This is a genomic window from Campylobacter concisus (genome assembly GCF_015679985.1).
GTDB lineage: Bacteria > Campylobacterota > Campylobacteria > Campylobacterales > Campylobacteraceae > Campylobacter_A > Campylobacter_A concisus_AC.
This window is the reverse complement of the sequence record NZ_CP049239.1, coordinates 239,043-264,549: the sequence shown is the minus strand read 5'-3', so window position 1 is coordinate 264,549 and position 25,507 is coordinate 239,043. Positions and strand designations below refer to the sequence as shown.

General features: G+C 38.0%; 25 protein-coding genes. 9 read left to right on the top strand and 16 right to left on the bottom strand.

Going from position 1 to position 25,507, the window contains the following annotated elements:
• Nucleotides 1–6: 6 nt before the first annotated feature.
• From G5B98_RS01355 to G5B98_RS01295, 13 genes are all read right to left on the bottom strand, one after another.
• Nucleotides 7–447 carry an isoleucyl-tRNA synthetase gene (locus G5B98_RS01355; protein ID WP_196086957.1) on the bottom strand — a complete coding sequence of 147 codons (441 nt, stop codon included), beginning with the start codon at nucleotides 445–447 and terminating at the stop codon, nucleotides 7–9.
• Nucleotides 448–610: 163 nt separating this feature from the next.
• Nucleotides 611–3,871, bottom strand: a complete 3,261-nt coding sequence (carB, locus tag G5B98_RS01350) for a carbamoyl-phosphate synthase large subunit (RefSeq protein WP_196086956.1) — start codon at nucleotides 3,869–3,871, stop codon at nucleotides 611–613.
• Complete coding sequence (gene mreC, locus G5B98_RS01345) at nucleotides 3,871–4,626, bottom strand: rod shape-determining protein MreC (protein WP_196086955.1); 756 nt, start codon at nucleotides 4,624–4,626, stop codon at nucleotides 3,871–3,873. Before mreC ends, carB begins: the two co-directional genes overlap by 1 nt.
• Complete coding sequence (locus G5B98_RS01340) at nucleotides 4,616–5,653, bottom strand: rod shape-determining protein (RefSeq protein WP_021090637.1); 1,038 nt, start codon at nucleotides 5,651–5,653, stop codon at nucleotides 4,616–4,618. Before G5B98_RS01340 ends, mreC begins: the two co-directional genes overlap by 11 nt.
• A gap of 9 nt (nucleotides 5,654–5,662) precedes the next feature.
• Nucleotides 5,663–6,895 carry an ATP-dependent Clp protease ATP-binding subunit ClpX gene (gene clpX, locus G5B98_RS01335; RefSeq protein WP_021090629.1) on the bottom strand — a complete coding sequence of 411 codons (1,233 nt, stop codon included), beginning with the start codon at nucleotides 6,893–6,895 and terminating at the stop codon, nucleotides 5,663–5,665.
• Nucleotides 6,895–7,683: an acyl-ACP--UDP-N-acetylglucosamine O-acyltransferase gene (gene lpxA, locus G5B98_RS01330; RefSeq protein WP_103592797.1), complete on the bottom strand. Its 789-nt coding sequence runs from the start codon at nucleotides 7,681–7,683 to the stop codon at nucleotides 6,895–6,897. Before lpxA ends, clpX begins: the two co-directional genes overlap by 1 nt.
• 24 nt (nucleotides 7,684–7,707) lie before the next feature.
• Nucleotides 7,708–8,154 (bottom strand): 3-hydroxyacyl-ACP dehydratase FabZ, encoded by a 447-nt coding sequence (gene fabZ / locus G5B98_RS01325; RefSeq protein WP_021091063.1) that lies wholly within the window; start codon nucleotides 8,152–8,154, stop codon nucleotides 7,708–7,710.
• Between the two features lie 110 nt (nucleotides 8,155–8,264).
• Nucleotides 8,265–9,341: an epoxyqueuosine reductase QueH gene (locus G5B98_RS01320; protein WP_196086954.1), complete on the bottom strand. Its 1,077-nt coding sequence runs from the start codon at nucleotides 9,339–9,341 to the stop codon at nucleotides 8,265–8,267.
• A gap of 27 nt (nucleotides 9,342–9,368) precedes the next feature.
• Nucleotides 9,369–10,118, bottom strand: a complete 750-nt coding sequence (locus G5B98_RS01315; RefSeq protein WP_196086953.1) for an ATP-binding cassette domain-containing protein — start codon at nucleotides 10,116–10,118, stop codon at nucleotides 9,369–9,371.
• A complete protein-coding gene (locus G5B98_RS01310; protein WP_196086952.1) occupies nucleotides 10,115–10,795 on the bottom strand; it encodes an ATP-binding cassette domain-containing protein in 681 nt (226 codons plus the stop codon). The genes G5B98_RS01315 and G5B98_RS01310 overlap by 4 nt, the downstream gene beginning before the upstream one ends.
• The gene (locus G5B98_RS01305) at nucleotides 10,792–11,592 is read right to left on the bottom strand and encodes an ABC transporter permease (protein WP_196086951.1); all 801 of its coding nucleotides are present in this window, start codon (nucleotides 11,590–11,592) and stop codon (nucleotides 10,792–10,794) included. Before G5B98_RS01305 ends, G5B98_RS01310 begins: the two co-directional genes overlap by 4 nt.
• Nucleotides 11,589–12,527 (bottom strand): ABC transporter permease, encoded by a 939-nt coding sequence (locus G5B98_RS01300; protein WP_196086950.1) that lies wholly within the window; start codon nucleotides 12,525–12,527, stop codon nucleotides 11,589–11,591. The genes G5B98_RS01305 and G5B98_RS01300 overlap by 4 nt, the downstream gene beginning before the upstream one ends.
• A gap of 12 nt (nucleotides 12,528–12,539) precedes the next feature.
• Nucleotides 12,540–14,072, bottom strand: coding sequence for an ABC transporter substrate-binding protein (locus G5B98_RS01295; RefSeq protein WP_196086949.1), 1,533 nt, complete (start codon nucleotides 14,070–14,072; stop codon nucleotides 12,540–12,542).
• 172 nt (nucleotides 14,073–14,244) lie between these two features.
• Between G5B98_RS01295 and G5B98_RS01290 the strand changes: the two genes are divergently transcribed.
• Nucleotides 14,245–17,553, top strand: a complete 3,309-nt coding sequence (locus G5B98_RS01290) for a DUF748 domain-containing protein (RefSeq protein WP_196086948.1) — start codon at nucleotides 14,245–14,247, stop codon at nucleotides 17,551–17,553.
• On the opposite strand, the gene G5B98_RS01285 is transcribed toward G5B98_RS01290, so the two are convergent.
• Nucleotides 17,550–17,954, bottom strand: a complete 405-nt coding sequence (locus tag G5B98_RS01285; protein ID WP_196086947.1) for a hypothetical protein — start codon at nucleotides 17,952–17,954, stop codon at nucleotides 17,550–17,552. The two genes, G5B98_RS01290 and G5B98_RS01285, sit on opposite strands and share 4 nt — an antisense overlap.
• A gap of 114 nt (nucleotides 17,955–18,068) precedes the next feature.
• Between G5B98_RS01285 and G5B98_RS01280 the strand changes: the two genes are divergently transcribed.
• The 8 genes from G5B98_RS01280 (at nucleotide 18,069) to G5B98_RS01245 (ending at nucleotide 23,381) form a co-directional block, all read left to right on the top strand.
• On the top strand, nucleotides 18,069–18,272 hold the full coding sequence (locus tag G5B98_RS01280; RefSeq protein WP_085657868.1) for a tautomerase family protein: 204 nt from the start codon (nucleotides 18,069–18,071) through the stop codon (nucleotides 18,270–18,272).
• Nucleotides 18,269–18,766: a thioredoxin-dependent thiol peroxidase gene (bcp, locus tag G5B98_RS01275; protein WP_196086946.1), complete on the top strand. Its 498-nt coding sequence runs from the start codon at nucleotides 18,269–18,271 to the stop codon at nucleotides 18,764–18,766. The genes G5B98_RS01280 and bcp overlap by 4 nt, the downstream gene beginning before the upstream one ends.
• A 9-nt stretch (nucleotides 18,767–18,775) precedes the next feature.
• Entirely contained in the window at nucleotides 18,776–19,417 is a 642-nt protein-coding gene (locus G5B98_RS01270; protein WP_196086945.1) for a thiol:disulfide interchange protein DsbA/DsbL, read from the top strand.
• Nucleotides 19,418–19,521: 104 nt separating this feature from the next.
• A complete protein-coding gene (locus tag G5B98_RS01265; RefSeq protein ID WP_054196075.1) occupies nucleotides 19,522–20,436 on the top strand; it encodes a branched-chain amino acid transaminase in 915 nt (304 codons plus the stop codon).
• A gap of 17 nt (nucleotides 20,437–20,453) precedes the next feature.
• Nucleotides 20,454–21,572 carry a prohibitin family protein gene (locus tag G5B98_RS01260; protein WP_196086944.1) on the top strand — a complete coding sequence of 373 codons (1,119 nt, stop codon included), beginning with the start codon at nucleotides 20,454–20,456 and terminating at the stop codon, nucleotides 21,570–21,572.
• A 3-nt stretch (nucleotides 21,573–21,575) separates the two neighbouring features.
• On the top strand, nucleotides 21,576–22,310 hold the full coding sequence (hisIE, locus tag G5B98_RS01255; RefSeq protein WP_196086943.1) for a bifunctional phosphoribosyl-AMP cyclohydrolase/phosphoribosyl-ATP diphosphatase HisIE: 735 nt from the start codon (nucleotides 21,576–21,578) through the stop codon (nucleotides 22,308–22,310).
• The gene (locus G5B98_RS01250) at nucleotides 22,279–22,830 is read left to right on the top strand and encodes a DUF2393 family protein (RefSeq protein ID WP_232525371.1); all 552 of its coding nucleotides are present in this window, start codon (nucleotides 22,279–22,281) and stop codon (nucleotides 22,828–22,830) included. Before hisIE ends, G5B98_RS01250 begins: the two co-directional genes overlap by 32 nt.
• Nucleotides 22,830–23,381: a DUF2393 family protein gene (locus G5B98_RS01245; protein ID WP_103583279.1), complete on the top strand. Its 552-nt coding sequence runs from the start codon at nucleotides 22,830–22,832 to the stop codon at nucleotides 23,379–23,381. Before G5B98_RS01250 ends, G5B98_RS01245 begins: the two co-directional genes overlap by 1 nt.
• Nucleotides 23,382–23,501: 120 nt before the next feature.
• On the opposite strand, the gene G5B98_RS01240 is transcribed toward G5B98_RS01245, so the two are convergent.
• Nucleotides 23,502–24,164, bottom strand: coding sequence for a hypothetical protein (locus tag G5B98_RS01240; RefSeq protein ID WP_196086941.1), 663 nt, complete (start codon nucleotides 24,162–24,164; stop codon nucleotides 23,502–23,504).
• Entirely contained in the window at nucleotides 24,161–25,498 is a 1,338-nt protein-coding gene (purF, locus tag G5B98_RS01235) for an amidophosphoribosyltransferase (RefSeq protein WP_196086940.1), read from the bottom strand. The genes G5B98_RS01240 and purF overlap by 4 nt, the downstream gene beginning before the upstream one ends.
• Nucleotides 25,499–25,507 lie beyond the last annotated feature (9 nt).

Sequence of the window (25,507 nt, the reverse complement as noted above, 5' to 3'; positions counted from 1 at the left end):
AAAACTTTACTTTGAAATTTTAACGACTTTATTATTATCGCTTCTTAAAAAATAAATTTCTCTTCGTCCTTTATAAAGTATCTTTCCATCAGTCTTTTGCTCATTTTCTAAATTTGATGAGATATCTAAAGATAGCGATTTGCTCATAAAATAATTCTCTCCTAAAGTGCGTCCAAAGTCAGGATACCAACTAAAAGCACAAACTATCAACAAAACTAAATAAAAGGCTCTAAAAATTTTTCTAAAAGGCGCGTAAAAAAAGCAATACCCAAATATAAAAAATACTGGCAAAAGCCATAAGAAAGGTACGTTATCAACAAAAATAACATTAAAATACTCACTTATGCCATAGTAAGAAAAGTAGTTGTTGTAAATTCCAACAAATAGCGTAAAAATAGGAGCAAGGACAAATATAATACCTGTAAAAAAAGCATTTAAAATTTTCATAATCTCTCCTTTTGAGTGAGATTATATTAAACATAAGCTTTAATATTACTAGATTGATGAAAGCTGGACTAAAATTCAAAGCAAAATGCTATATATGGGCATCTATTACTTCTAATAATACTTTAAAAAACAGTTTAGCTATAAGCTAAACTGCCTTAAATTATTATTTTTTAGATAAATACTCTTGCAAGCTTTTTACCTCAAGTGCTTTGCCGGTTTGTACCGAGCTTAGCGACTTAGCAGCTGCAAGTGCTGCACGGATCGTTGTAAAGTAAGGAATTTTAAATCTAAGCACATTTTGGCGGATCTTTTTGCCATCATCCACGCTTGATTTTGTATCGCTTGTATTTATAACAAGTGCGATGTCGCCGTTTTTTAGCCTATCTTCGACGTTTGGTCTGCCCTCGCTTATCTTATAGACAAACTCAGCCTCAACGCCAGCTTCGCTTAAAATTTTATGCGTACCACCAGTTGCGATGATGCTAAAGCCAAGCGCTATTAGCTCTTTTGCAAGATCAGGCGCATAAGATTTATCAGCGTCGGCTAGCGTTAAAAAGACCCTGCCCTTGCTTGGCAAAGTGTTACTAGCAGCGATCTGACTCTTTGCAAATGAGCTTGCAAAATCGTGGCTTATGCCCATGACCTCGCCCGTACTCTTCATCTCAGGACCAAGGATGAGATCGGCGCCACTTAGCTTGTTAAATGGCAATACACACTCTTTTACACAAATATGCGAACTTACGCGAGGTTTTAGGATATCACCATCTTCATAAACAACTTTGTAATCATCATAAAATTTAAGCGCCTCACGTAAATTTCCCTGCCACATAACTCTTGTCGCTACTTTTGCCATAGGTACGCCAGTAGCCTTGCTCACAAACGGCACGGTCCTGCTCGCGCGAGGATTTACCTCGATCATATAAAGCTCGTTTTCATAGATGGCAAACTGGATATTCATAAGTCCAACAACGCCTAAATTTAGCGCGATATCTCTGGTTTGCTTCTCCACTTTTTTTATCATTTCATCACTTAAACTCATCGGTGGCAATATGCAAGCTGAGTCACCGGAGTGAATTCCAGCCTCCTCGATGTGCTCCATTATCGCGCCTATATAGACCTCTTTGCCATCACATATCGCATCTACGTCGAGCTCTTTTGCATCTTGTAAAAATTTATCAAGTAGCACCGGCGAGTGGTTGCTAACTTTGACCGCTTCACTCATATACTCTTTTAGTTCGCTCTCGTTATGCACCCTTCTCATCGCCCTACCGCCTAGAACGTAGCTTGGGCGAACAAGCACTGGATAGCCGATAGTTGCGGCCTTTTGCAAGGCTTCCTCTAAGCTAGTGGCGGTGTCATTTTTAGGCTGAAGGACGCCTATTTTATTTATAAATTCACTAAATTTCTTTCTATCCTCGGCCACATCGATCACTCTTGCAGTTGTTCCGATGATCTTTGCACCGATTACGCTCAGGCGTTTTGCAAATTTAAGTGGAGTTTGACCGCCAAAATGCACAATCACGCCATCTGGCTTTTCGCGCTCAATGACTGATCTCACATGCTCAAAATTAATCGGCTCAAAGTACAAAATATCGCTCGTGTCGTAGTCGGTTGAGACGGTTTCTGGGTTACAGTTATACATTATCGTTTTTATGCCAAGGTCTCTTAGGGCGTAGCTTGCATGCACGCAGCAGTAGTCAAACTCTATACCCTGACCGATCCTATTTGGACCGCCACCTATTATCATCACCTTTTTAGCGTCTTTTGCTAGCTCTTTTTTAGGAAATTTAGTGATATTTGTGGTTGAGTAAAGATATGGCGTTAGCGCCTTAAATTCGCCCGCACAAGTATCGACCTCGTTGTATTCAAGCTCGATGCCAAGCTTTTGCCTAGCAAAATAGATATCATTTTGACTAAGCTCAAGATCGTCTTTTTCATTTATAAGCACAGCTATCATTTTGTCTGAAAACCCCATACTTTTGGCCTCTCGCAAAAGCTCTTCGTTGTTTAAGATATCCATGTCGATCTTATCTTCAAATTTAACTATCTCATAAATTTGCTCTAAAAACCAAGGATCGATCTTGCTAAACTCATGCACTTCAGCCACACTAAAGCCATCTCTAAAGGCTTGCGCTAGATATAAAATTCTCCTCTCATTTGCATTTCTGATGCCATAAATCAAAGCGTTTTTCTCTAAACTAAGGCTGTTAAATCCGCAAAGATCACGCTCTAAGCTGCAAAGCGCCTTTTGGATACTCTCTTTAAATGTCCTGCCAATGGCCATAACCTCGCCAACTGACTTCATCGCAGTGCCTAGATATGGGTTTGATCCTGGAAATTTCTCAAATGTAAAGCGTGGAATTTTTGTCACGATGTAGTCAATCACCGGCTCAAAGCTAGCAGGCGTGCCTGTGATGTCGTTTTTGATCTCATCTAAGCTAAAACCAACTGCAAGCAGCGTCGCGACTTTTGCGATAGGATAGCCAGTAGCTTTACTTGCTAACGCTGAGCTGCGGCTTACGCGCGGGTTCATCTCGATAACGATCATGCGGCCACTTTTTGGGTCTATGGCAAACTGCACGTTGCTGCCACCAGTATCAACACCGATCTCACGAAGTATGGCAAAGCTAGCGTCACGCATAGCCTGATACTCTTTATCTGTGAGTGTGAGTGCTGGTGCGACCGTGATGCTATCACCTGTATGAACGCCCATTGGGTCAAAATTTTCGATCGAGCAGACGATGATGCAGTTATCGTTTCTATCTCTAATGACCTCCATCTCGTACTCTTTCCAGCCAAGCAAGCTCTCTTCTATCAAAATTTCATGTATCGGGCTTGCGTCAAGGCCGGTGTTGGCTAGCTCTTTAAACTCGTCCATATTATAAGCCACGCCACTTCCTGCGCCACCAAGCGTATAGCTAGCTCTTATGATGAGCGGAAAGCCTATCTCATTTGCTGCATTTAGCGCGTCGTCCATGTTATAAGCATATCTACTCTCAGGCAGATCCATACCGATCTTTTGCATGGTTGCTTTAAAAATTTGTCTATCTTCACCCTTTTTTATCGCTTCTGGGTTTGCACCAAGAAATTTCACATCCTTTAAAAGACCGCTCTCAAAGACCTCCATAGCAGCATTTAGTGCTACTTGACCACCCATCGTTGGTAAGATAGCATCTATTTTTTCTTTTTCGATGATCCTTAAAATACTATCTTTTGTGATCGGCTCAATATACGTTGCATCGGCAAAATTTGGGTCAGTCATGATGGTGGCTGGGTTTGAGTTGATAAGCACTACGCGGTATCCAAGCTCCTTTAGCGTCTTGGCTGCTTGCGTGCCTGAGTAGTCAAATTCGCAGGCTTGACCGATGACGATAGGTCCTGAGCCGATTAGCAAAATGGTATTTATATCTGTTCTTTTTGGCATTATTTTTCCTTTGTAACAACGTATAGGTAGTTTGGTATGTTTAGCTTTGCATAGGGCTCAACTATCACGCTTTGATAGGAGCTCTCTTTTAAAATTTTACTCACGCGCCCTACTGGCACCCCACTAAAAAATATCCCGTCAAGCCCACTCGTAAAGACCTCATCGCCCTCTTTTGGGCTGAGCCATTGTGGGATAAATTTCACCATTATTTGGCCTTGATTTCCATGCGCGACGCCTGGAATTTTGTCATTTCCTATATAAACTGCAAATATACTTTTTGGATCATTTTGCAAGTAAGCTAGTGGCTTGCCATCTTTTGCGATGACGATACCAGCGCTATTTCCTTGATAGATGAGCCCGTAAATTTTATTTGGGTTATATCCTTCAAACTCGCTTATCCAAATTTTATTATAATCCCCGATATGAACGTAGCTAAGCCCTTTTACTAGCTTTACAGCTGGGGCGTAGGCAGTCGAGTTTTTATCTTTTAAAATTTGATTTAGCTCGTTCGCAAAAGTAGAAAGAAGCGTGGCTGAGCGCTCTAGCTCTTCATTTTGCGCTCTTAGCTTTTCTATCTCGTTAGCTTGCCTAAAATATTCGTTTATATAGTCTTTCACGCTTTTAGCAAAATTGTCGTATGAATTTGTAGCATAGTTACTAAACCAAATAGAAAGATTACTTAAAATTTCTCCCTTGAAAACTGAGGCCGTAGCAAGCAATGCTATAAAAACAAAAAGAACAATCTTACTCTTCATTTGTCAGCTGTTGTAAAAGCCCAATCTCTTCAAGTGCCTTGCCCGTTCCTCTAGCAACCGCGAGAAGTGGCTCATCTGCTACAAAAACTGGAAGTTTAACGATATCAGATAAAAATTTATCAAGTCCTCTAATAAGCGCTCCACCGCCAGTTAGTACGATACCAGTCTCCACAATATCGCCCGCAAGATCAGGTGGCATCATCTCAAGCACGGTTTTAAGCGCATCTGCGATCTCTTTTAGCGGTTCTCTCATCGCCTCTCTCACATCTTCGCTTGTTAGTTCGACTCTACTTAAAAGACCACTTACCTGGTCGCGACCTTTTACCACTACGCTTAGCTCTTTTTCAAGCTGCACGGCAGAACCTACGGCGATCTTTATCTCCTCGCCAGTTCGCTCACCTATTAGTAAGTTATATTTCTCTTTTATGTAATTAACAATGCTAATATCGATCTTATCGCCAGCTGTGCGGATTGATTTTGAAATAACTAGACCACCAAGCGAGACGACACCAATCTCAGTCGTACCACCACCGATATCAACCACTAGGTTACCTTGTGGCTCACGAACTGGTAAATTTGCGCCAATCGCTGCTGCCATAGGCTCTTCGATCAAAAATACCTCTCTTGCTCCAGCACTTAAGGCGCTTTCTCTAACAGCTTTTCTTTCGACCTGAGTAAGTCCATAAGGAACTGAGATGATGATCCTTGGGCGTAAAAAGCTTTTTCTTTTGTGAGTCTTTTCTATAAAATAGCGTATCATGCGCTCAGTCATATCAAAATCCGCAATAACACCATCTCTCATCGGTCTTATCGCCTCGATATCGCCTGGAGTTTTTCCTACCATCTCTTTTGCGGCATGTCCGACCGCTAAAATTTTTTGTTTGCCATATTTCTCACGCCTTACTGCAACAACAGAAGGTTCATTTATTATTATGCCTTTATCTTTTACCAAAACAAGTGTATTTGCGGTACCGAGATCTATGCCCATATCACTTGAGAAAAAACCTATAACCTGATCTAAAAACATCTATTTCCTTTACGCTATTTTCTTATCGTGCTTTATTAAAATTGGCTTTGCCTTATCTTTTACAGTCTCTTTTGAGATAACAATATCATACTCTTTTAACTCTGGCAGCTCATACATTATGTCCGTCATAAGCTCTTCCATTATACTTCTAAGCCCTCTAGCTCCGGTCTTTCTCTCAATAGCTAGACTTGCTATCTCTTCAAGTGCTTCATCATCAAATTTAAGCGTAGCACCATCAATCGCACAAAGCTTTTGATATTGTTTTAGTATCGCATTTTTTGGCTCAGTTAAAATTTTCACCATATCTTCTTTTGTTATCTCGTTTAAAGTAGCTACTACGTGAAGTCTACCAATAAGCTCTGGGATGAGGCCATATCTTACAAGATCGTCTGGCTCAAGCAGGCTTAGTAAATTTTCTTTTTCGTTTTTACCACGTTTTTCTTGATTAAATCCAAGAACATTTTTTCCAACTCTTCTCTCAATAATATCAAGAAGTCCGTCAAATGCACCACCACAAACAAATAATATATTTGTGGTATCTATCTGGATGAAGTCTTGGTTTGGATGTTTTCTGCCACCTTTTGGTGGGATGTTCACGACGCTTCCTTCGATGATCTTTAATAATGCTTGCTGTACGCCTTCACCCGAAACGTCTCTTGTGATGCTTCTATTTTCACTCATTCTAGCGATCTTATCGATCTCATCTACAAAGACAATGCCCTGCTCCGCCTTTTTAACATCGCCATTTGCAGCTTGTAAAAGTCTTGTTAGGATATTTTCAACGTCCTCACCGACATATCCAGCCTCAGTTAGGCTTGTGGCATCACAAATTGCGATAGGCACATCAAGAAATCTTGCCAAAGTCTGAGCCATCAACGTCTTTCCGCTTCCAGTTGGGCCAACAAGTAAGATGTTTGATTTTGAAATTTCAGTATCGTCTTTGATGTCGCTTTGTTTAAAAATTCTCTTATAGTGGTTATATACGCCGACGCTAAAGACCTTTTTAGCCCTATCTTGACCGATCACATAGTTATCAAGTACCGCTTTTAACTCCTTTGGTGTGAGCTTTTGATACTCTATCGTTTCGTCATTTTTACTCTCTTCTACGCTAGTATCTCCATGTATCATATCGTATGCAGCAGCAATACAATACTCACATATATAGGCATTTCCTTCGATATCAGCGAGTAATCTTCTCTCAGCAGACTCTGCCTCTCCACAAAAATTACACTTTCTAGCCATTAATCTCTTCCTTTTGCAAGCGGAATTCCTCTTGTCGTTTCTAATATAAATTTACACATTTTTTTAACATTTTCATCGCTGGTTTTTGCGATCAGCTCATTTGCTTGATCTTTTAGGCTGATGCCTTGATTAAACAAAAATTTATAAGCGCGAACTAGCTCTTCAACCTGCTCTTTATCAAATCTACGTCTAATGCCAACTAAATTTAAGCTTCTTATATATGCTCTATTGCCCTCAGCTAGGCAAAATGGCACTACATCTTGACTAAGCGCGCTTGCACCTGCGATCATGCAGCTTTCCCCTACTCTAACAAACTGATGAATAGGCGTAAGACCACCCACAACAGCGTAGTCACCAAGCTCGACGTGACCTGCCAGGGTTGCGTTATTTGCCAAAATGACGTTGTTGCCTATTATACAGTCGTGTGCGATGTGAGAGTAGGCCATGATAAAGGCGTTATCACCGATCCTTGTTATGCCATCGCCCTTGTGCGTGCCTGAGTTTATCGTGCAAAACTCACGTATAGTTGCGTGCTCGCCGATAATGACGCCGGTATCAATCTCATCTTTATAGCTGATATCTTGCGGAATATCGCCCACGATCGCATAGCTAAATACACGAGAGTTATCGCCGATCCTCGTCTTGCCAAGTACCCTTGCGCCTTGCTTTATCGTGACGTTGTTGCCAAGGACCGCATCTTTACTTACAAACGCATAAGCCTCGATATTTGCGTCATCTCCAATGATCGCTCCATCTTCTATGACTGCTGTTTGGTGGATATTTTTCATTGTTTCTCTTTTTTAAGCAAAAGCCTATTTATCGACTATCATCGCTTTTAGTTCAGCCTCAGCGCAAAGTGCGTCATCTACGTATGCTTTGCCTTCAAGCACCCAGATATTTCCTTTGTGCTTTAGCACATTTAATCTATACTCTAGTCTATCTCCAGGGCGGACTGGATGGCGAAATTTCGCTCCGTCAATGCTCATAAAATAGACTACTTTATTCTCGATACCAGCTTGATGCTCATCACTCATGCTCTTAAACGCTAGCACACCGCCAGCTTGCGCCATACCTTCGATTATCATCACGCCAGGATAGATCGGGTGACCTGGGAAATGCCCCTGAAATATCGGCTCGCCAATGGTTACATTTTTGTAAGCTACGATATTCTTAGCTGGCTCTAGCTCGACAACTCTATCTATAAGTAAAAATGGGAATCTATGTGGAAGAATTTTTTGAATTTCTACGACGTCTATCACGTTTTAGCCTTAGTAATGTAAATTTCTGGCGATTGTAACAAATTTATACTAAGAAAAAAATTATTAGCCTCTTTTAAAATCTCTGAAATTTAGCCTTAATGGATATCAATTTAGCTCTCTAAAACCAAAATTTCTTCGCTGTCGTTGTAAAAAACAGCCTTTGCGTAAATTTCGTAGCTGCCTTTTTTGACCTCGTCTAAGATGATGATAGGATTTTGCGAAAATTCCCCACTTATATCACGGCGAAATTTTAGCTCCTCGCCAAGCTCAAGCGGTCTTTTGCAAAGCTCATCAACGCTTTTAAATTTGCTGTTTGTAAATTTATTAAAGCGCTCTATATTCATAAAGACTGTACCCTCTTTTAGCTCATCGTCCATTTCGCAAGCATGCTCCACATTAAGCTTTAAATTCTCTCTTTTAAAGCCAGAGTAAAGCACAAAGTAGCTCGGTGTCACATGACCTTCAAATTTTACATAAGCACGTAAAAGCCTGTAGTTTAAAAATCGCCTTCTAAACAGGTGAAATTTCTCACCTCTCGCCTCGTACTCGCACACCTTTTTATAAAGCTCAAGCCTAGCTTCTATGCTGCCATAAAGTGTCCTTGCGTGCAGCTCGCTCATTAGCTCACTTTGGGGCAAATTTTGCGAGTCGCGCTGTTTTTTTAGCGCAAAGACGCAGCCGCAGTAGTTTTGGTGATAGAGTTTGTCCTTTTTAGCGAGGATAAACTGCTCGCTTGTGCCACCATTTTTTCTATAATCAACTGCGACCGCCTCTAAATTTGAGCCAGCCACCGCCTCATCAAGTGCCTTTTTAAGCTGAGTAAAGTCCTTTTTTGGGCTCATCAAAAGTGTCGTCGTGATCTTATTTAGACCAAGCTCAAGTGCCTTTTTAGCGGAGTCTTTCATACGAAAATCAAAGCAGTATTCGCACCTTTTGCCCTTTTCTGGCTCATCTTCAAGTCCCTTTGTGCCACTAAGCCACGCTTCGTAGTCGTATTCGCCGCATATTAGCTCGATACCTAGCTTCTCGCAGCTTCGCTTCACGTCCTCAAAACGCAGTAAAAATTCGCTATATGGATGTATATTTGGATCGTAAAAATAGCCTACTATTCGTTCATTTGGATGATCTTTTCGTAGGCGCTGTAAAAAGTAGTGGCTATCGACCGAGCAGCAGATGTGAACTAGCAAAATTTAACCTTTTTTGCTCGCATTATATCAAAGATTATTTTTATAAATTTTTGTAGCATCAAGGTATTTTTTAAGCACATTTTGGCTCGCAAGATCATCAAATTTACCCCACGCCACCTGCTTGCCAGCCTCGATTATTAGCGCTTTTTGCGCTATCTTCATCGCACTTAAAATATCGTGCGTGATAAAAATAATGCTGATCTTTTCATCTAAGCTTAAAAGCAAATTTATGATCTTTTGCTTTGTCTCGTTATCAAGCCCGCTTGTTATCTCGTCACAGATCAAAATTTTTGGCTTTGAAAGAAGAGCTAGCAATATCCCGACCCTTGTCGCCTCGCCTCCACTTAGCTGAGATGGATATTTTTCTAAAATTTCATCTTTTAAATTTAAATTTGCCAAAAGCTCTTTAAGCTCATTTTCGCTAAAGATAAGCTTAAGATACAACCTCACGTGAGCGATGGCTGTTTTTACTTTTAGCGCTGGATTTAGGGCTTGTTTTTGGTTTTGCAAGATATATCTGATATCTTTTTTGAGCTCATTTTTGTCCGTGATCTCTTCATTGTTTATATAAATTTTGCCCCCACTTTTTGGCTCGCTAAATGATATGAGCTTTGCAAGCGTGCTTTTGCCACTACCACTTTGACCCAAAATGGCTAAATTTTCGCCATCATCAAGCTCGAAATTTATCCCCTCTAAAAGGTGCAGCACTTCAGCTCTAGCGTTAAAATGTTCCTTAAAGCTTAAACTTTTTGAGACGTTTTTGAGCCTTATTTTCACGCATTTTCCTTTAAATTTAGCCGCCCATCTCTCATCTGCCAAATCTCATCACTAAGATAGTTCGTTAGCGCCTCATCATGCGAGATAAAGATAACGCTCATCTTGCCTTTTAGACTCTCTAAGATACCTGCTACGTGGCTAGCGCTAATGCTATCAAGCCCACTTGTTATCTCGTCGCAGACTAAAATTTTTGGCTTTAAGCAAAGCGCAAGAGCGATCTGCACGCGGCTCGCCTCACCGCCACTTAGCTCGTATGAGTATTTGTGCCAGATGAGATTTGCATTACCCAGCCCAAACTCCCTAAAATAGCTAAATGCAAGCTCTTTATTTGATTTATTATCGCCGCCAAGATAGGCGTTGAAGTGATCGCCGACGTTTAAGAGCGGATGAAGGCTAGCAACGGAGTTTTGAAAAACGAGCGCTGCGACCTTTTTTCGGTGCTCTTTTAGCTCATTTTGGCTAAGTTTTAAGATATCTTTTTTATAAATGCTAAATTTATCTGCCCTCACTCTAAAATCATCATCAAAAAGCCTTATTAAGCTCTTTGCAAAGAGCGATTTACCACTGCCACTAGCGCCTGTGATACCTATAAATTTACCCTCACTCATGCCAAAATCAAGCTCATGCAAAAGCTTCTTATCCCTATAAAAAATATTTAAATTTTTAATCTCTATCATATTTTTATATTGCCATTTTTTGAATTTGACGTGATAATCGAGGTTGCAAGGATGAGCAAAAAGAGCGTCACGCCAGGGAAAAGCACCATCCACCAAGAGCCCAGAAAAAGCGCCTCTTTACTCTCATTTAGCATGATGCCAAGGCTTATTTTATTTGCGTCGCTACCCACACCAAAAAAGCCAAGCGTAGCCTCCATGACGACTGCGTTTATCGCGCTTATGCCAAAGATGCTAATTATTAAATGCTTTAAATTTGGCAAAATTTCAAAGCAGATAAGACTAAATTTACTAGCCCCATTTATCACGACTTGCTCGGCGTAGTCGCACTTTTTACTAAGTCTTAAATTTTGCATAAAGACTTTTGCGCCCTGCATAAACGAGCAAATGGCGATGATAAAAGATGTTATAAGCAGATCTCCGCTACTAAATGAGCTAAAAAGCATGATGAAAACGATGTTTGGGATACTTAAAAAAGCATCAAGCCCCTTATCAAAAAGGCTCTCACAAACTCTACTCTTGCTCGTGCCAAAATATGCGTAGATGAGCGAAAAAAGCGTCGTTAAAAAGCCAGCTAGCAGTAAGATAAGAAGCGAGTTTTTAAGTGCGTAGGCCACTCTTATGAGATTGTCCCTGCCTAGAATGTCAGTGCCAAAGATATGCTCGCTACTTGGGGCTAAATTTACCATCATAAAGTCAGTGAAATTTGGCTCAAATTTAGAGAAAAACGGCGTCACAAAGGCAAATGTGACAAGTGCCAAAAAGACAAAACAGGCTAAGAAAAATATGACTTTTCTCATAAATTTCTCTTATCTGCTAAGATAGCGAAAATTTTTGCTAGCAAATTTGCAAAAACGACAAAAACAGCCGTTAGCAAAATGATCGCAAGTGCGACTGGATAGTCTTTGGCGATGACTGCATCAAGGCTAAGCTTGCCTATACCTGGAAATGAAAAAATACTCTCAATGACGTATGAGCCAGCAAAAACGCCAGCTACAAGGGTTGCGAAATAATAGACTATGTCGGTGCTCGCTTGCTTTATCGCAAAGAGATAAATTTTGCCCCGCCCCAAACCTCTAGCGTGAGCCGTCTGGATAAAGTCAGCATTTAGGCTTTGATTTAGCCTGTCTTTTACAAATTTCACATTTGCGCCAAGGTGTGGCAAGATGATGGCAAGAGTTGGCAAGATGATAAATTTAGCCCCCACGCCGCTAGATCCTAGCTCGTTTGCGCCTGAACTTGGTAGCACGTTTAGATAAACGCTAAAGATCGCTATTAGCACGAGAGCTACGTAAAAATGAGGGAGTGAGGCAAGCAAAAACGAGCTAAAGTTTATAAAGATATCGGCAAATTTGTTTTTATAAATGGCGCTTAAAAGCCCCAAGAAAAATGATAAAAAAACTATCAGAAAAAACGAAGCAAAAAATAAGATAAGCGAGTTTAAAAGCCTCTCTTTAATGAGCAAAAAAACGCTTGCCCCACTTACAAAGCTAGTGCCAAAATCCCCTGCGACAAAGTGAGCTAGCCATCTAAAATACTGCACAAAAAAGCCATCTTTTAGCCCCAAATTTTCTAAAATTTGCTCTTTTATGGCTAAATTTACCGCCTCACTCCTCGAAAACATCACGTCAGTGACATTGCCTGGCAAAAAATATATGAGCAAAAATAGAAAAAATGAGATGAAAAATAGCAATCCAAGGCTTGAGATCGCTGTTTTTAAAATGGCTCTAAACAAAGTTTTTATCCACTATTTTACTTGCCACTCTCTTATGTTCCATAAAAATCCAGCTCCATGGTGGCCTAAAATTTGCGTCTTGATGCCTAAAATTTTATTGTTAAAGACGAGCGGATAGTCAAGATAGGCTATGAAAATATAAGGTGGATTTTCAAAAAGCGCTTTTAGAAATTCTTTGTAGTATTTTTTTCTAAGCTCCACATCCTTTGTATATCTTGCATTTTTTAGGGCAATATCAACGTTTGCATCTTTGTAGTGGTTAAAATTCCAGCTATTTTCATTCACACTCACATCGGCAAATCCGCCAAAAATTCTATATGTGTGAAAATCTGGATCAAATGGGCTTCCCCAGCCGATGATAAAGCTATCAATCTCGCTTATACTAAAGGCTGTTCTTGGCTTTGCGTAGGCTTTGGCTCTCACACCAAATTTATTTAGCTCACTGCTTAAAATTTTGGCTAGATTGACCCTTAAAATGTCGTTATTAAAGGCGTAGATGTCAAAGCCAAGCTCCTTGCCATCCTTTTCAAAAAAGCCAGCCTTGTTTCTCTTAAAGCCGCTCTTTTCAAGTAGCTCTTTGGCCTTTTGCGGATCGTGGCTAAATTTAAACTCGCTGTCATTTGCAAAGCTTTTTTCTATAGGATTATTCGCTACGCTTGCATATCCGTGAAATAAATTTTTAACTATCTCATCTTTATTTATAGCGTAGTTTAGGGCGATTCTTACATTTTTATCTTGAAAAAGAGGATCATTAAAGTTAAACATCAAAGCTCTATAATCCGCGCTTTTAAACTTAAGCAAGCTTAATTTTTTATCATCTTTTATGAAATTTACACCAGTTGGAGAGATGAGCGCGACATCGATCTCACCACTTTTAAGCCCAACGAGCCTTAAATTTTCATCACCAACAATTTTAAAAAATACCCTTTTTATCTTTGGCTCGCCCTTGTAAAATTTCTCATTTGCCGCAAATTCCAAGCTCTCATCTTTTTTCCACTTTACAAGCTTGTATGCGCCAGTGCCGATGGGTGCCTCGTTAAATTTATCAGTTGAGATATCTTTACCTTTTAAAATGTGCTCAGGCAAAACACCAAAACTAAGTGCGTCAAGAAATGGCGGGAAAGGCTCATTAAGCGTAATCTTTACTTTATAATCACCTAAAATTTCAACACTTTTTACCACTTCATAATTTGAGATAGCAGGCGCGTTTAGCTTCTTATCTTGAGCCGCTTCGATAGTAAATTTAACGTCTTTTGCGCTAAATTTCACCCCATCATGCCAAAAAGCATCATCTCTTAGCTCAAAAATATACTCCAACCCATCATTGCTTACTTGCCAAGACTTCGCAAGCTCTGGTACGATGTTGCTATTTTCATCATGGCTCGTAAGCCCCGAAAAAACGAGTGAAAGCGTAGGATCGTGATCCTCATCGTAAAGTGGATTTATACGAGGTGTTTGCTCCTCAATAGCGATTACAACGGTATCTTCATTTGCATGAGAAAAAATGCCAAACAACAAAAAAAAGACAAGCAAAATTTTCTTCATCACCATCCCCTTTGTTTAAAAATATTTCTGCATAGTAATACGAATCGTATAAAAGTGTTATTAAGCTAAATGTAAATTTATAGTATAGAAGTTTTAAATTTCTAACTATCTTTTAACCTTTTTTGAAGTAAAATCTCTCCCTATTTTAGACAACAACAAGGCAAATTTTACAATGAATAAAAATAAAAAAACAGCACTTATTTCAGCCATCTGCGTAGTTTCACTTTTAGTTATTTATACTCTTCTTGGATTTTTTGGTATACCTTATGGCATTAAAAATATCGCTCCAAAATATCTAAAAGACTACAACGCAACGCTTTTTGTAGAGAGCGCTAAATTTAATCCATTTACCTTTGAGCTAAATGCTACAAATGCTGAACTAAACACTACTTCGCCACTTTTTAGCACAAAGCAAATCGATGTCAAGCTAAAGCCATTTTCTATCTTTAAAAAATTAATTGAAGTTGATATTTTTAGGCTTCAAGAGCCAAATGTCAAAATTTTAAGGGATAAAAATTCAAAATTTAACTTTAGCAATTTTATAAGCGACGATAACGCAACTACCGAAGATAACAGCACTAGCTCTATAAATTTTGCCTTAAATAACGCAAAAATCATCAAAGGCTCATTTTCATATAGCGATCAAAATTTAACAAATCCATTTAACGTAAATTTTGATGATATAAACTACGAGCTAAGCTCGCTAAATACTAAGAAAAATAGTGCAGGTAGCCATATCTTTGACTCAAACTCGACTCTAGCTCACAAGATCGATCTAAATGGCGATATCAAGCTAAATCCCTTAAAAATCGAGGGCAATATCAGCATAAAGAACTTTAGTATCGATCCAGTCGCGATTAGCTTCATCGATAACGACACACTAAATCTTAAAAATGCGGTCATAAATTTAGGAATAAATTACGCTTTAATTGCCGACGAGAACGCTACAAATATAAATTTAAAGGACAGCTTTTTAAATGTAAAATCACTAAGCATAGATGAGGGCAAAAATGAACTAAGCCTTGGTGAGCTAGAGCTTCCAAAATTTAATCTATCAAGTAAGATAGCAGACAAGATAGATGCTAAATTAGAGCTAAATACCATAAATTTAAGCTATGTGTCATTTAAAAATGCAATAACAGCAAGCTTAAAATCACTAAATTTAAACGATATTTCGCTTTTAGCAAATTTAAATGAAAAAAGTGAGCTAAACGCAACAGCTACGCTAAATAGCATAAATGCAAACGGCCTGAAAATAGACGAAACCAGTAAAAATTTAGTAAATCTAAAAGATATAAATGCCTCAAATTTAAATACAAATTTAGCAAATAATAAAACAGCTCTAACGCTTGAAAAAATAACGTTTGATGACATCAATGCCCCGCTTAGTAAAAATGCGAATGCAAATGTGACAGGGGCTAAATTCTCAAACATTAGCTTTACCCAAGATACCAATAAAAGCCTTGCAACTCTTGATGAGCTTAGTATAAATGGCATAAATTTAAAGGCAAAAAATAAAGAGATTTTAGATACCACTGATGTGCTTACAAAAACGATCAAATTTGATATTTTAAATATGGCTTTGAGTGCTGAGAATATCGATGTAAATAGACCAAAATTTAACTCAGAGTTAAATGGTAGTGGTTTAAGTGCGATAAACCAGCTTGGACTTGGTGAGCATGAGCCAGCAAAAACAGCCAATCATCGCACTAAAACTAAAAAAGAGAATACATCAGCTTCAAAAAGCAAAGAGAGTGAGTTTAAATTTGACATAAAAAATATCAATGTAAATAACGCCAATATCGCTTTGACTCACCTTTTTGAAGGCGAGAAGATCACTCATAAATTTGATAATTTATTTGTAAAAATAGCAAATTTAAGTAGCGATTTTAGTAAGCCATTTGACGCAAAAGTGGATATGAAAAGCTCACAAAAGCTAAATTTAGACCTAACCTCAAAGATCAAACTTGAACCACTTGATATAACTGCTAAAATCAAACTTGAAGATAAAAATTTGCCAAGATATTTTGCCTACGCAAAGCCATTTTTAGAGGCAGATCTTTCAAGTGGAGAGATGAGTGCAAACGCCGAGCTTCACTATGCAAAAGATATAAAAGCAGATGCAAAACTTAGTGTAAAAGATATTAGATTAGATGATAAAAATAAAGAAAAGCTAATCGCGTTTAAAAGTTTAGAAGTGGATAAAATTTCACTTTTTAAAAATAATCTTGAAATTACTGGAGTTGCTCTAAATTCGCCATTTATCAAGGCTCATCTAAGCAAAGAGCGCGAATTTAATCTAAGCAAAATCGTAAAAGAAGATAAAAACAAAGCCCAAAATGAGCAAAAAGCTGAGAGCAAAAAGGTGGCTAGTAAAAAAGATGACGAGCTAAATTTTAGTATCAAAAATTTCTCACTTAACAACGGCGAGGTTGATTTTTCAGATGCGTCACTATTTATGCCATTTGCTACAAAAATTTCAAATCTAAATGGCAAGCTAACTGACATCGATAAAAAACGTCCAAGTTCTGGTGAGTTTAAAGGCATAGTTGGCAAAAATGGCTTTTCTCAGATTACAGCAAAATTATTTCCTTTTGAGCTAAAGCAAAATACCGATATTAAGCTTGATTTTAAAGATATCGATCTAATCGACATAACGCCATATAGCGGGCAATTTTTGGGCTATAAAATAAAAAAAGGCAAGTTAAATTTAAATCTAAATTATAGCGTTGTTGATTCAAAACTAAACGGCTCAAATCTTATAAATTTTGACACACTCACACTTGGAGAAAAGGTTGATTCAAAAGATGCTGTAAATTTGCCACTTTCGCTTGCTATATCGATATTAAGCGATCAAAATAATCAAATAAATATCGACCTACCAGTTGAAGGAAATTTAGACGATCCTGACTTTAAATATGGCGGTGTCATTTGGGCTGCTGTTAAAAAGCTCTTTGCAGACATTACGTTAGCTCCGTTTAGATTTTTAGGTAATGCTCTAGGACTTGGCAGCAAGGATCTAAGCTCTATTGATTTTCTTGCTGGAAGTAGCGAGCTAATAAGCTCAGAAGCACCAAAAATAGCTGATTTTATAAAATTAACTACTGCAAAGCCTATGATGAAACTTAGCATCACGCCTACTTACTCCGAAATAGACGTGCTCTACTTTAAAGAAAAAAAGCTTGATCAAAAGATAAATCAAATAATCGCCTCAAGTGGTAAAGATTATATTACTGTGCTAAATTCTCTCGTTCCAAACGCTAAAGATAAAAGCGATAAAGCCTTAAGAGAAGAGGCAATAAAAATCATCGAAGTGGATAAGGAAAAGCTAGTTGAGCTTGCAAATGAGCGTGCAAATACAGTAAAAGAAGCGCTCATCAAGGCTGGACTTGAGGCTGGCCGCATAAATGTAAATGATGTAACAAGCTCAGAACCTAAGCAAAACACCTATACAAGCGTGCTTATGGGAGTGGCGAACTAAATTTCATTTATTTCACTGCTTCTTGCGTTGTAAACAAACCAGCTAAGAAGCATGAGCATCATAAATGCGCCAAAGACTAGGCTTGCGTAAAAATATAAGCTAAAGCCTTCACCTAGTAAATTTGCATTGTGAAGAGCGATCATAACGCCAGCAAGTGAAATTAAATATCCAATTAGCTTGATGATAAAAATTTTTGGATTTACAAGGATGAGTAAAAGCCCGCAAAGCATGACACTAAGGGCTATTTGTAAATTTAAAATATCAGTTTGAGCACTTGAGCCAAATGTCAAAAAACCAAGCAAAAATATGACTAAAACCATCAAAACAGCATAAACTGCCCTGCTTCGTCCAAAGCCGTACATAAAGCAAACAAAGCCTTTGTTATGTTTGTTGTAGTCCATTTTTCGCTCCTAGTAACAAGTTTTTGTATTTTAATGCCAAATTCTTAAATAAAGGCTTTAATCTGAAATTTCACTCATTTTGGCTAATATTTTGCATCTTAAAAAGGAGCAACAATGCCTTATGTTAATATCAAAATAGCAGGCCCAGAGCCGACAAAAGAGCAAAAAGATCAAGTCTTTAAAGAGGTGACTGAGACGCTTGTAAGAGTACTTGGCAAGAAAAAAGAGGCGGTTATGATTTTCATAGAAACTCACGATGCTAGCAACATCGGCGTAGGTGGCGAGAGCGTAGAAGATAAGAGAAAGGTGATAAAATGAGCGAATTTAGCAAAGCAGACTTAGAAAGAAAGATAACACTTGAGGTTGGCGATAAAGCGCCAGAGTTTGAAGCGCTAAATCAAGACGGCGTAAAGGTCGCACTAAAGGACTTTATAGGTAAAAATGTGGTGCTTTACTTCTATCCAAAAGATAACACTCCAGGCTGCACAACTGAGGCTTGCGAATTTAGCGCAAACTACGATCAGTTTATCAAAAATGACACAGTTATAATTGGCGTTAGCCCAGATAGTGTGAAGTCTCACGTTGGCTTTATCGCAAAGCAAAATTTAAAGCACATTCTATTAAGTGATGAGGATAAAGAAATTTCAAAGCTTTATGGCGTTTGGCAAGTTAAGAAAAACTACGGCAAAGAGTATCTTGGTATCGCAAGAAGCACCTTTGTGATCGGCAAAGATGGCAAGATAGTTAAAATTTACAAAAGCGTAAAAGCCAAAGACCACGCCGCAAAAGTGCTAGCTGATCTTGTAAAATAAGGAGCAAAGATGAAGCTTATCAAAATGCTAATTTTAAGTGCGTTTTTTGCGCTAAATTTATCAGCACTAACTGAAGGCATAGAGTATCAAACTCTAGCAAAACCGCTTAACGTACCTAAAAATTCAGTCGTTAAGGTCTTTAGCTATGACTGCCCGCACTGCTATAAATTTGACCGAACTATCACAAAAAAGTTAATGTCAAAGCTTGAAGATGTGAAATTTATCCCATATCACCTAAGCACAAAAGGCAAGCTTGGCGAGACTGCAAGTAAAATTTTTGCTGCTCTTATCTTTATAGATGAAACAAATGGGACTGATCTACTAAGCGATGAGTCAAAATTTAAGCAAGCAAAATTTGCGATCTATAAAGCAAGACATGATGAAAAAGATGATTTTAGTGATGGCAAAGATAAAGAAAAATTTATAAATTTAGCCCTTAAAGCAGCTCACGTGAGCAAGGACGACTACGAAAAAGCACTAAATAGCGAAAGAGCAAAAGGGCTTTTAGATACATGGTTCGCCTCTTATGATGTTGCAAGTATTAGCGGTGTGCCGGCTTTTGTGGTAAGTGGCAAATACTTAATAAATTTAAGCGCAGCTTCATCAATCGATGAGATGGCAAAGATCATACAAGAGCTTTTAGATAAATAGTTTTGGCGGGTAATATCTGCAAATTTTGGTCTTAGAAATGTAAATTTAAAGCAATTTTAGATAAACTCAGACCAAAATTTCTAAGAAAAAAGAAAGGTTTAACAATGAATGCTTCAGAATTTATCTGGATGGATGGAAAATTAGTTAAATGGGACGATGCAAAAGTACACGTCCTAACTCACTCTTTGCACTACGCTAATGCCGTATTTGAGGGTACAAGAGCTTATAAAACAAAAAAAGGTCTAGCTATTTTTAGACTTCAAGATCACACAAAAAGGCTTTTAAGATCAGCAAAAATGACCGTTTTAAATGTACCTTACACTGAGGAAGAGCTTGAAAAAGCGCAAATAGAGCTTCTTCGTGCAAATAAATATAATGGCAATGTTTATATCCGCCCACTTATATTTTTAGGATACGGCGTAATGGGCGTAGCTCACACAAAAGCACCAGTGCAAACCGCTATCGCCTCATGGGAATGGGGTGCTTATCTTGGCGATGAAGGCCTAGAAAAAGGTATCAGAGTTAAAATTTCAAGCTTTGCCAAACTTGCACCTGCTGCCCAAATGAATAGAGCAAAAGCTAGCTCAAACTACCTAAGCTCACAAATGGCAAACTACGAGGCAAAAGAGGCTGGATACGACGAGGCGCTACTTCTTGATAGCGAAGGCTTTGTGGCTGAGGGTCCAGGCGAGTGCTTCTTTATCGTTGAAAATGGCGTTTTAATCACTCCGCCAAACGACAACAGCCTACTTAGTATCACTCAAGATACAGTCATAAGACTTGCTCACGATCTTGACATCGAAGTAAGAAGAGAGCGCATCACAAGAGATCAGGCTTACACAGCTGACGAGGCATTTTTCACAGGAACAGCAGCTGAAGTAACACCGATAAATAGCATAGATAACCGCATTATCGGCAATGGAGCCAGAGGAGAAGTGACAAAGAGACTACAAAAAGCTTATTTTGACGTAGTTTATGGACTAAATAAAAAATATGAATCATTTTTAACATATATTTAAAAATTTAAAGGAACGAAATGCCCGCTGATTTAAACGATTATTTCAATAAAAAAAAGCCAGGTAATGACAACAGAGGCTCTAGTCAAAATAGCGACAAAGAGCCACCTTTCAAAAAGGACTTTAAAATGCCAAATCTACCAAGTGGTTTTGGTAAATTTGGAGCACTTGCCTACATTGTAATTGCAATTATTGCTATTTTTGCTATTACTCAGCCATTTAAAGTGATTCACTCAGGTGAAGTTGGTATTAAGTCTACAGCAGGTAAATACGAGCCAAATCCTTTGCAACCAGGCTTTCACTTCTTTTTACCTTTTATCCAAGATATCATCATCGTGGACACCAGAGTTAGGATCATAAACTATACTTCTGGCGAGGATATGGGCGAATCAATGCAAAAATCATATCAAGGCGTTGGCGCTGGAATTTTACGTAAAAATTCTATTTCAGTGCTTGATGCTAGAAATTTACCAGTTAGCATTGATATTACTGTGCAATACCGTTTAAATCCAGAAAATGCCCCTCAAACTATTGCCTCTTGGGGTCTTAGCTGGGAGAGCAAGATAGTTGATCCCGTCGTTCGTGACGTAGTTCGCAGTATCGCTGGTAAATATACAGCAGAAGAGCTTCCAACAAAGAGAAACGATCTAGCAAGACAAATCGATGATGGCATAAGAAAAGATATCGACTCTCAGCCAAATAAGCCAGTTGAGCTTTTAACAGTGCAACTTCGTGAGATTATCTTGCCTTCAAAGGTAAAAGAGCAAATCGAGCGCGTCCAAATCGCAAAACAAGAGGCTGAGAGAACAAAATACGAAGTAGAAAGAGCAAATCAAGAAGCCTTAAAACAAGCCGCACTTGCTGAAGGTACCGCTAAAGCTGCGATCATTGAAGCAAAAGGCAAGGCTGATGCCATTAAAATCGAGGCTGATGCAACCGCGTATGCAAATAAAGAGGTTGCAAAAAGCGTAGATCAAAATCTACTAAATTTAAAGCAAATCGAGACGCAAAACAAATTTAACGAAGCTCTAAAAGAAAACAAAGATGCTAAAATTTTCTTAACGCCTGGCGGAGCTGTGCCAAACATCTGGCTAGATACAAAAGATAAAACCAAGGCTAGCTCGGCAAGCGAAAGGTAAAAAATGAACAGCGTAACAAAAAGCATAGATTGGCAAAAAGTTGGTGGATTGCTCCCAGTAGTGGTTTGCGACCATGCCACAAATGAAGTTTTAATGCTTGCTTACATGAACGAAGAAGCACTAAATTTAAGTCTATCTAGCCGTTACGCTCACTACTTTTCACGCACCAAAAATAGAATTTGGAAAAAAGGCGAAGAGAGCGGAAATACACAGGAGATAAAAGCTGTATTTCTAGACTGTGATAACGATACTTTGCTTTTAAAAGTGATTCAAAACGGAGGTGCAGCTTGTCACACCGGAGCAAGGTCGTGTTTTTTTAATGAGATAAATTTGCATGACGGCAAAATTTTAGATACAAAAGTTGAAGTCAAAAAAATAAATTATGGTGTGCTTGATGAGCTTTACCATGTGATAGAAGATAGAAAGCTAAATGCTAACCCTGAGACTTCATATGTGGCAAGTCTTTTTAAAAAAGGCGAAAATCAAATTTTAAAGAAAGTTGGCGAAGAGGCTGGCGAATTTATAATGGCCGCAAAGGATCTTAGTTTCGCAGAAAACTCAAAGCAAAATGAGCAAAAAGCAAAAGATGATCTGATCTATGAAGCAGCCGATCTTTGCTTTCATGCACTTGTAGCACTTTCAGCCCATAATATCCATCCAGATGCTGTAAAAAACGAACTTGTAAGGCGTTTTGGTATGAGCGGCATTGAAGAGAAAAGATCGCGAGATGTTAAATAGCATTAAGCACAACTTGCTTTTTGTATTGCAAAATGCAAAGCTCATTGATTTTCTAACCTATGGCTGGATATTTTTAGCTTTTATACTAATCGTACTTTTAGGAATTTTTATCGCGATAAAGTCGTGGTGGCAGATAGGATTTTTATTTATTTTGGCTGCTTTTTTCGGACTTTTTGTAGGTAATTACTACGCAAACAAATATATAAATGAAAATTTAAGACCAGTTAGCATAAGCAAAATAACCACCAAGCAGCTTCAATATGTTGATGCACTAATGGTTGATTTTAATATTACAAATAATTCAAATAATGCACTTAGTATCTGTAAAATCGAGCTTGACTTCTATCTAAGCTCAAGGCAAAATATGAAAGATTTTTTTAACTCACTTAATCCATTTGCTAGAAAAAGAATCATCTTAAACGAGGAATTTTTGCCAAAGCAAAGCATTGAGGTTAAAGATTTTATCAATGATTTCGCATTTATAGACTACAATATCTCTAAAAAAATGGAGTGTTTTTGATGAGCTCAGCATATTTTACGATCGTTCATATTATCGTTCTTTTTGCGATTGCTCTGCTTTCCATTTTATTTCTTGTTCTCTCACTTAGGGCTGAGCGAAAGTTATTTTTATCACTATTTTTTACAAACATTCTAGTCTCAACCACACTTGCTGTTTTTTTGATGCTAGTGCTTGATAAATATACAAAAAAAGGTATGCTCGAAAATGTAAAAAGTGAGCGAATTTTGCGAAACGAGAGTATCGTTTTTAAAGGGCAAGTGAGAAATATCGGTAAATTTACAATTAGTAACTGTACACTGACAGTCAAACTAATCAATCAACCGCTAAATAAAAATGACCTTGGCGGTGAAGCATTTTTTAAACCAAGTGGGCTTTCATTTTTCTCATGGATTCTTGGCACAGATAAGGACGAGAGGCCAAATACAGTTGAATATAAATTTGATGTAGCCAAAAATTTACCAAAGCAAAAAAGCACACCATTTACCGTATATATGCCATATCCGCCTTATTTTAAAAATGGCATGAATATCACAAAACTAAATTGCTACTAAGTCAAATTTAAAGCAAATTTTTACAAATTTCATAGGATAAATTCTAAGTCTTAGTTTGATTTTAGAGTAAATTTTATCTTTTTAGCATCTGCAATAAACACGATTTTTTAAGTTAAAGTTTTAAAAAGTACAAAGTATGTCAAGTAGCCTGCCCAATTTTTGTAAGTCATTTAAAAAAAGCTGCTTTGTCTTTTGTGTAAATTCTTTTGCTTCTTCTAGGATTTTGGCATCAGCTATATTGTAAGCAAACTCTTTTTTTAGGATCTTTGCACCTTTTTTATAAAAGAAATTTGCTTCTATAATGCTTGCAAAAAAACTATCATCTCTTAAATAGTAGTTTGTTGCTACATTTACATGCACTGGCTTTTGTAACAAAAAATCACCGCAAACACTATTTTTTGAGCTAAATTTAACACTCTCAAGCACATCAGGCCTTATCTCATAAAATTTTATCTCATTAGCTTTTTTTAAAGCCAGAATATCACTTGATTTATTTAAATTTATAGAGTTGTTATTTACTTCAAGTACGTTTATAGTACCCTTTGCAAGCGAATAAGCATTTAAAATTTTATCTTCTGCTAAAAAATTTACTACACCAAAAAATGGCACACTAGCATTTTGTTCTGCGAAATTTTGAACGGTTTTTATTTGTAGCTGCTGTTTTGTGCCATTTATCTCATAGTAGCTTACGTAAATAGAAATTTCATCTTTTTTGCTTGGACTCTTTTGTGAGCAACCACTAAAAAATATTGCAACAAGCAAAAAAATGGCTAAATTTTTCACTTTATGAAATAGTCACCATCAAAGCTTACAAGCGAATATTTTCGCTCATTGCCGATACTTTCTTTAAGTTCATCTATGCTTAAAAATTCTAAGCTATCTGCACCGATATATTCTCTTACTTCTTCTGCATTTTTTTTAGAGCTTATTAACTCTTCAAAGCTTGGCGTATCGATACCATATCGCTCAGGGTATTTAAGCTCAGGACAAGCGACTCTAAAATGAATCTCTTTAGCGCCCGCATGTCTTAAAAGATCAACCACCTTTTTTGAAGTAGTACCGCGAACGATACTATCGTCGATAACAACGATACTTTTACCTTTTAGAACCGATGACATCGGGTTAAGTTTTAGCTTGACTTTTAAATTCCTCATCTCTTGGCTTGGCTCGATGAAGGTTCTACCCACATAGTGGTTTCTAGTGATAGCTAGCTCAAATGGGATTTTGCTCTCATTTGCGTACCCAAGCGCTGCTGGTACTCCGCTATCTGGTACAGGTACGACGAAATCTGCTTTAATTTTGCTCTTTTTAGCTAGTACTTCACCCATTTTTTTTCTAACTTCATAGACGCTTTTACCTTCTATCACGCTATCTGGGCGAGCAAAATAGATATATTCAAATGCGCATATTCTAGGATCTGGCTCATAAATTTGAATGCTTTGAAACTCACTTTTTCCATGTTCAAAGACTATCATCTCACCAGGTCTAATATCTCTTATAAAGCTAGCCCCCACAAGATCAAAAGCGCAAGTCTCGCTAGCTACGATATATCCACCATCTTTTAGCTTGCCAAGACTTAGTGGCCTAACACCCCAGCGATCTCTTATGGCAAAGGTTTTATGGCGTGATTGGATAAGCAGACAATAAGCGCCTTTTATCTTATCAAGTGCCGCGATAATACGGTCCTGCAAGTGTTTGCTATGGTTTCTTGCGATTAGATGGATGATATTTTCAGTATCCATATTTGTCTGAAATATCGCGCCATCTTTAATAAGCTCATCTCTAACCTCATCTTTATTTACCAAATTTCCATTATGGACGATCGAAATTTGTCCCAAAGAGTAGTTAGCGGCTATTGGCTGGGCATCACGACCCGAGTTTTTACCAGCAGTTGCATATCGGTTGTGACCAATAGCCATATCGCCTTTTAGTGATCTTAAAATTTCTTCATTAAAGACCTCTGTAACCAGACCATTACCCTTGTGAGTAGAAATTTCTCCATCATCACAAACGCTAATACCACTCGCCTCTTGGCCGCGATGCTGCATAGAAAATAACGCATAATAGGTAGTCTTTGCTGCATCTTTAGAATTTATAATACCAACTATTGCACACATTTTTTTCCT

Coding starts and splice junctions, on each gene's coding strand:
- G5B98_RS01355 (WP_196086957.1), bottom strand. CDS start 447: ATGAAAATTTTAAATGCTTTTTTTACAGGTATTATATTTGTCCTTGCT.
- carB (WP_196086956.1), bottom strand. CDS start 3,871: ATGCCAAAAAGAACAGATATAAATACCATTTTGCTAATCGGCTCAGGA.
- mreC (WP_196086955.1), bottom strand. CDS start 4,626: ATGAAGAGTAAGATTGTTCTTTTTGTTTTTATAGCATTGCTTGCTACG.
- G5B98_RS01340 (WP_021090637.1), bottom strand. CDS start 5,653: ATGTTTTTAGATCAGGTTATAGGTTTTTTCTCAAGTGATATGGGCATA.
- clpX (WP_021090629.1), bottom strand. CDS start 6,895: ATGGCTAGAAAGTGTAATTTTTGTGGAGAGGCAGAGTCTGCTGAGAGA.
- lpxA (WP_103592797.1), bottom strand. CDS start 7,683: ATGAAAAATATCCACCAAACAGCAGTCATAGAAGATGGAGCGATCATT.
- G5B98_RS01310 (WP_196086952.1), bottom strand. CDS start 10,795: ATGATAGAGATTAAAAATTTAAATATTTTTTATAGGGATAAGAAGCTT.
- G5B98_RS01305 (WP_196086951.1), bottom strand. CDS start 11,592: ATGAGAAAAGTCATATTTTTCTTAGCCTGTTTTGTCTTTTTGGCACTT.
- G5B98_RS01295 (WP_196086949.1), bottom strand. CDS start 14,072: ATGAAGAAAATTTTGCTTGTCTTTTTTTTGTTGTTTGGCATTTTTTCT.
- G5B98_RS01290 (WP_196086948.1), top strand. CDS start 14,245: ATGAATAAAAATAAAAAAACAGCACTTATTTCAGCCATCTGCGTAGTT.
- G5B98_RS01285 (WP_196086947.1), bottom strand. CDS start 17,954: ATGGACTACAACAAACATAACAAAGGCTTTGTTTGCTTTATGTACGGC.
- G5B98_RS01280 (WP_085657868.1), top strand. CDS start 18,069: ATGCCTTATGTTAATATCAAAATAGCAGGCCCAGAGCCGACAAAAGAG.
- bcp (WP_196086946.1), top strand. CDS start 18,269: ATGAGCGAATTTAGCAAAGCAGACTTAGAAAGAAAGATAACACTTGAG.
- G5B98_RS01270 (WP_196086945.1), top strand. CDS start 18,776: ATGAAGCTTATCAAAATGCTAATTTTAAGTGCGTTTTTTGCGCTAAAT.
- G5B98_RS01265 (WP_054196075.1), top strand. CDS start 19,522: ATGAATGCTTCAGAATTTATCTGGATGGATGGAAAATTAGTTAAATGG.
- G5B98_RS01260 (WP_196086944.1), top strand. CDS start 20,454: ATGCCCGCTGATTTAAACGATTATTTCAATAAAAAAAAGCCAGGTAAT.
- hisIE (WP_196086943.1), top strand. CDS start 21,576: ATGAACAGCGTAACAAAAAGCATAGATTGGCAAAAAGTTGGTGGATTG.
- G5B98_RS01245 (WP_103583279.1), top strand. CDS start 22,830: ATGAGCTCAGCATATTTTACGATCGTTCATATTATCGTTCTTTTTGCG.
- purF (WP_196086940.1), bottom strand. CDS start 25,498: ATGTGTGCAATAGTTGGTATTATAAATTCTAAAGATGCAGCAAAGACT.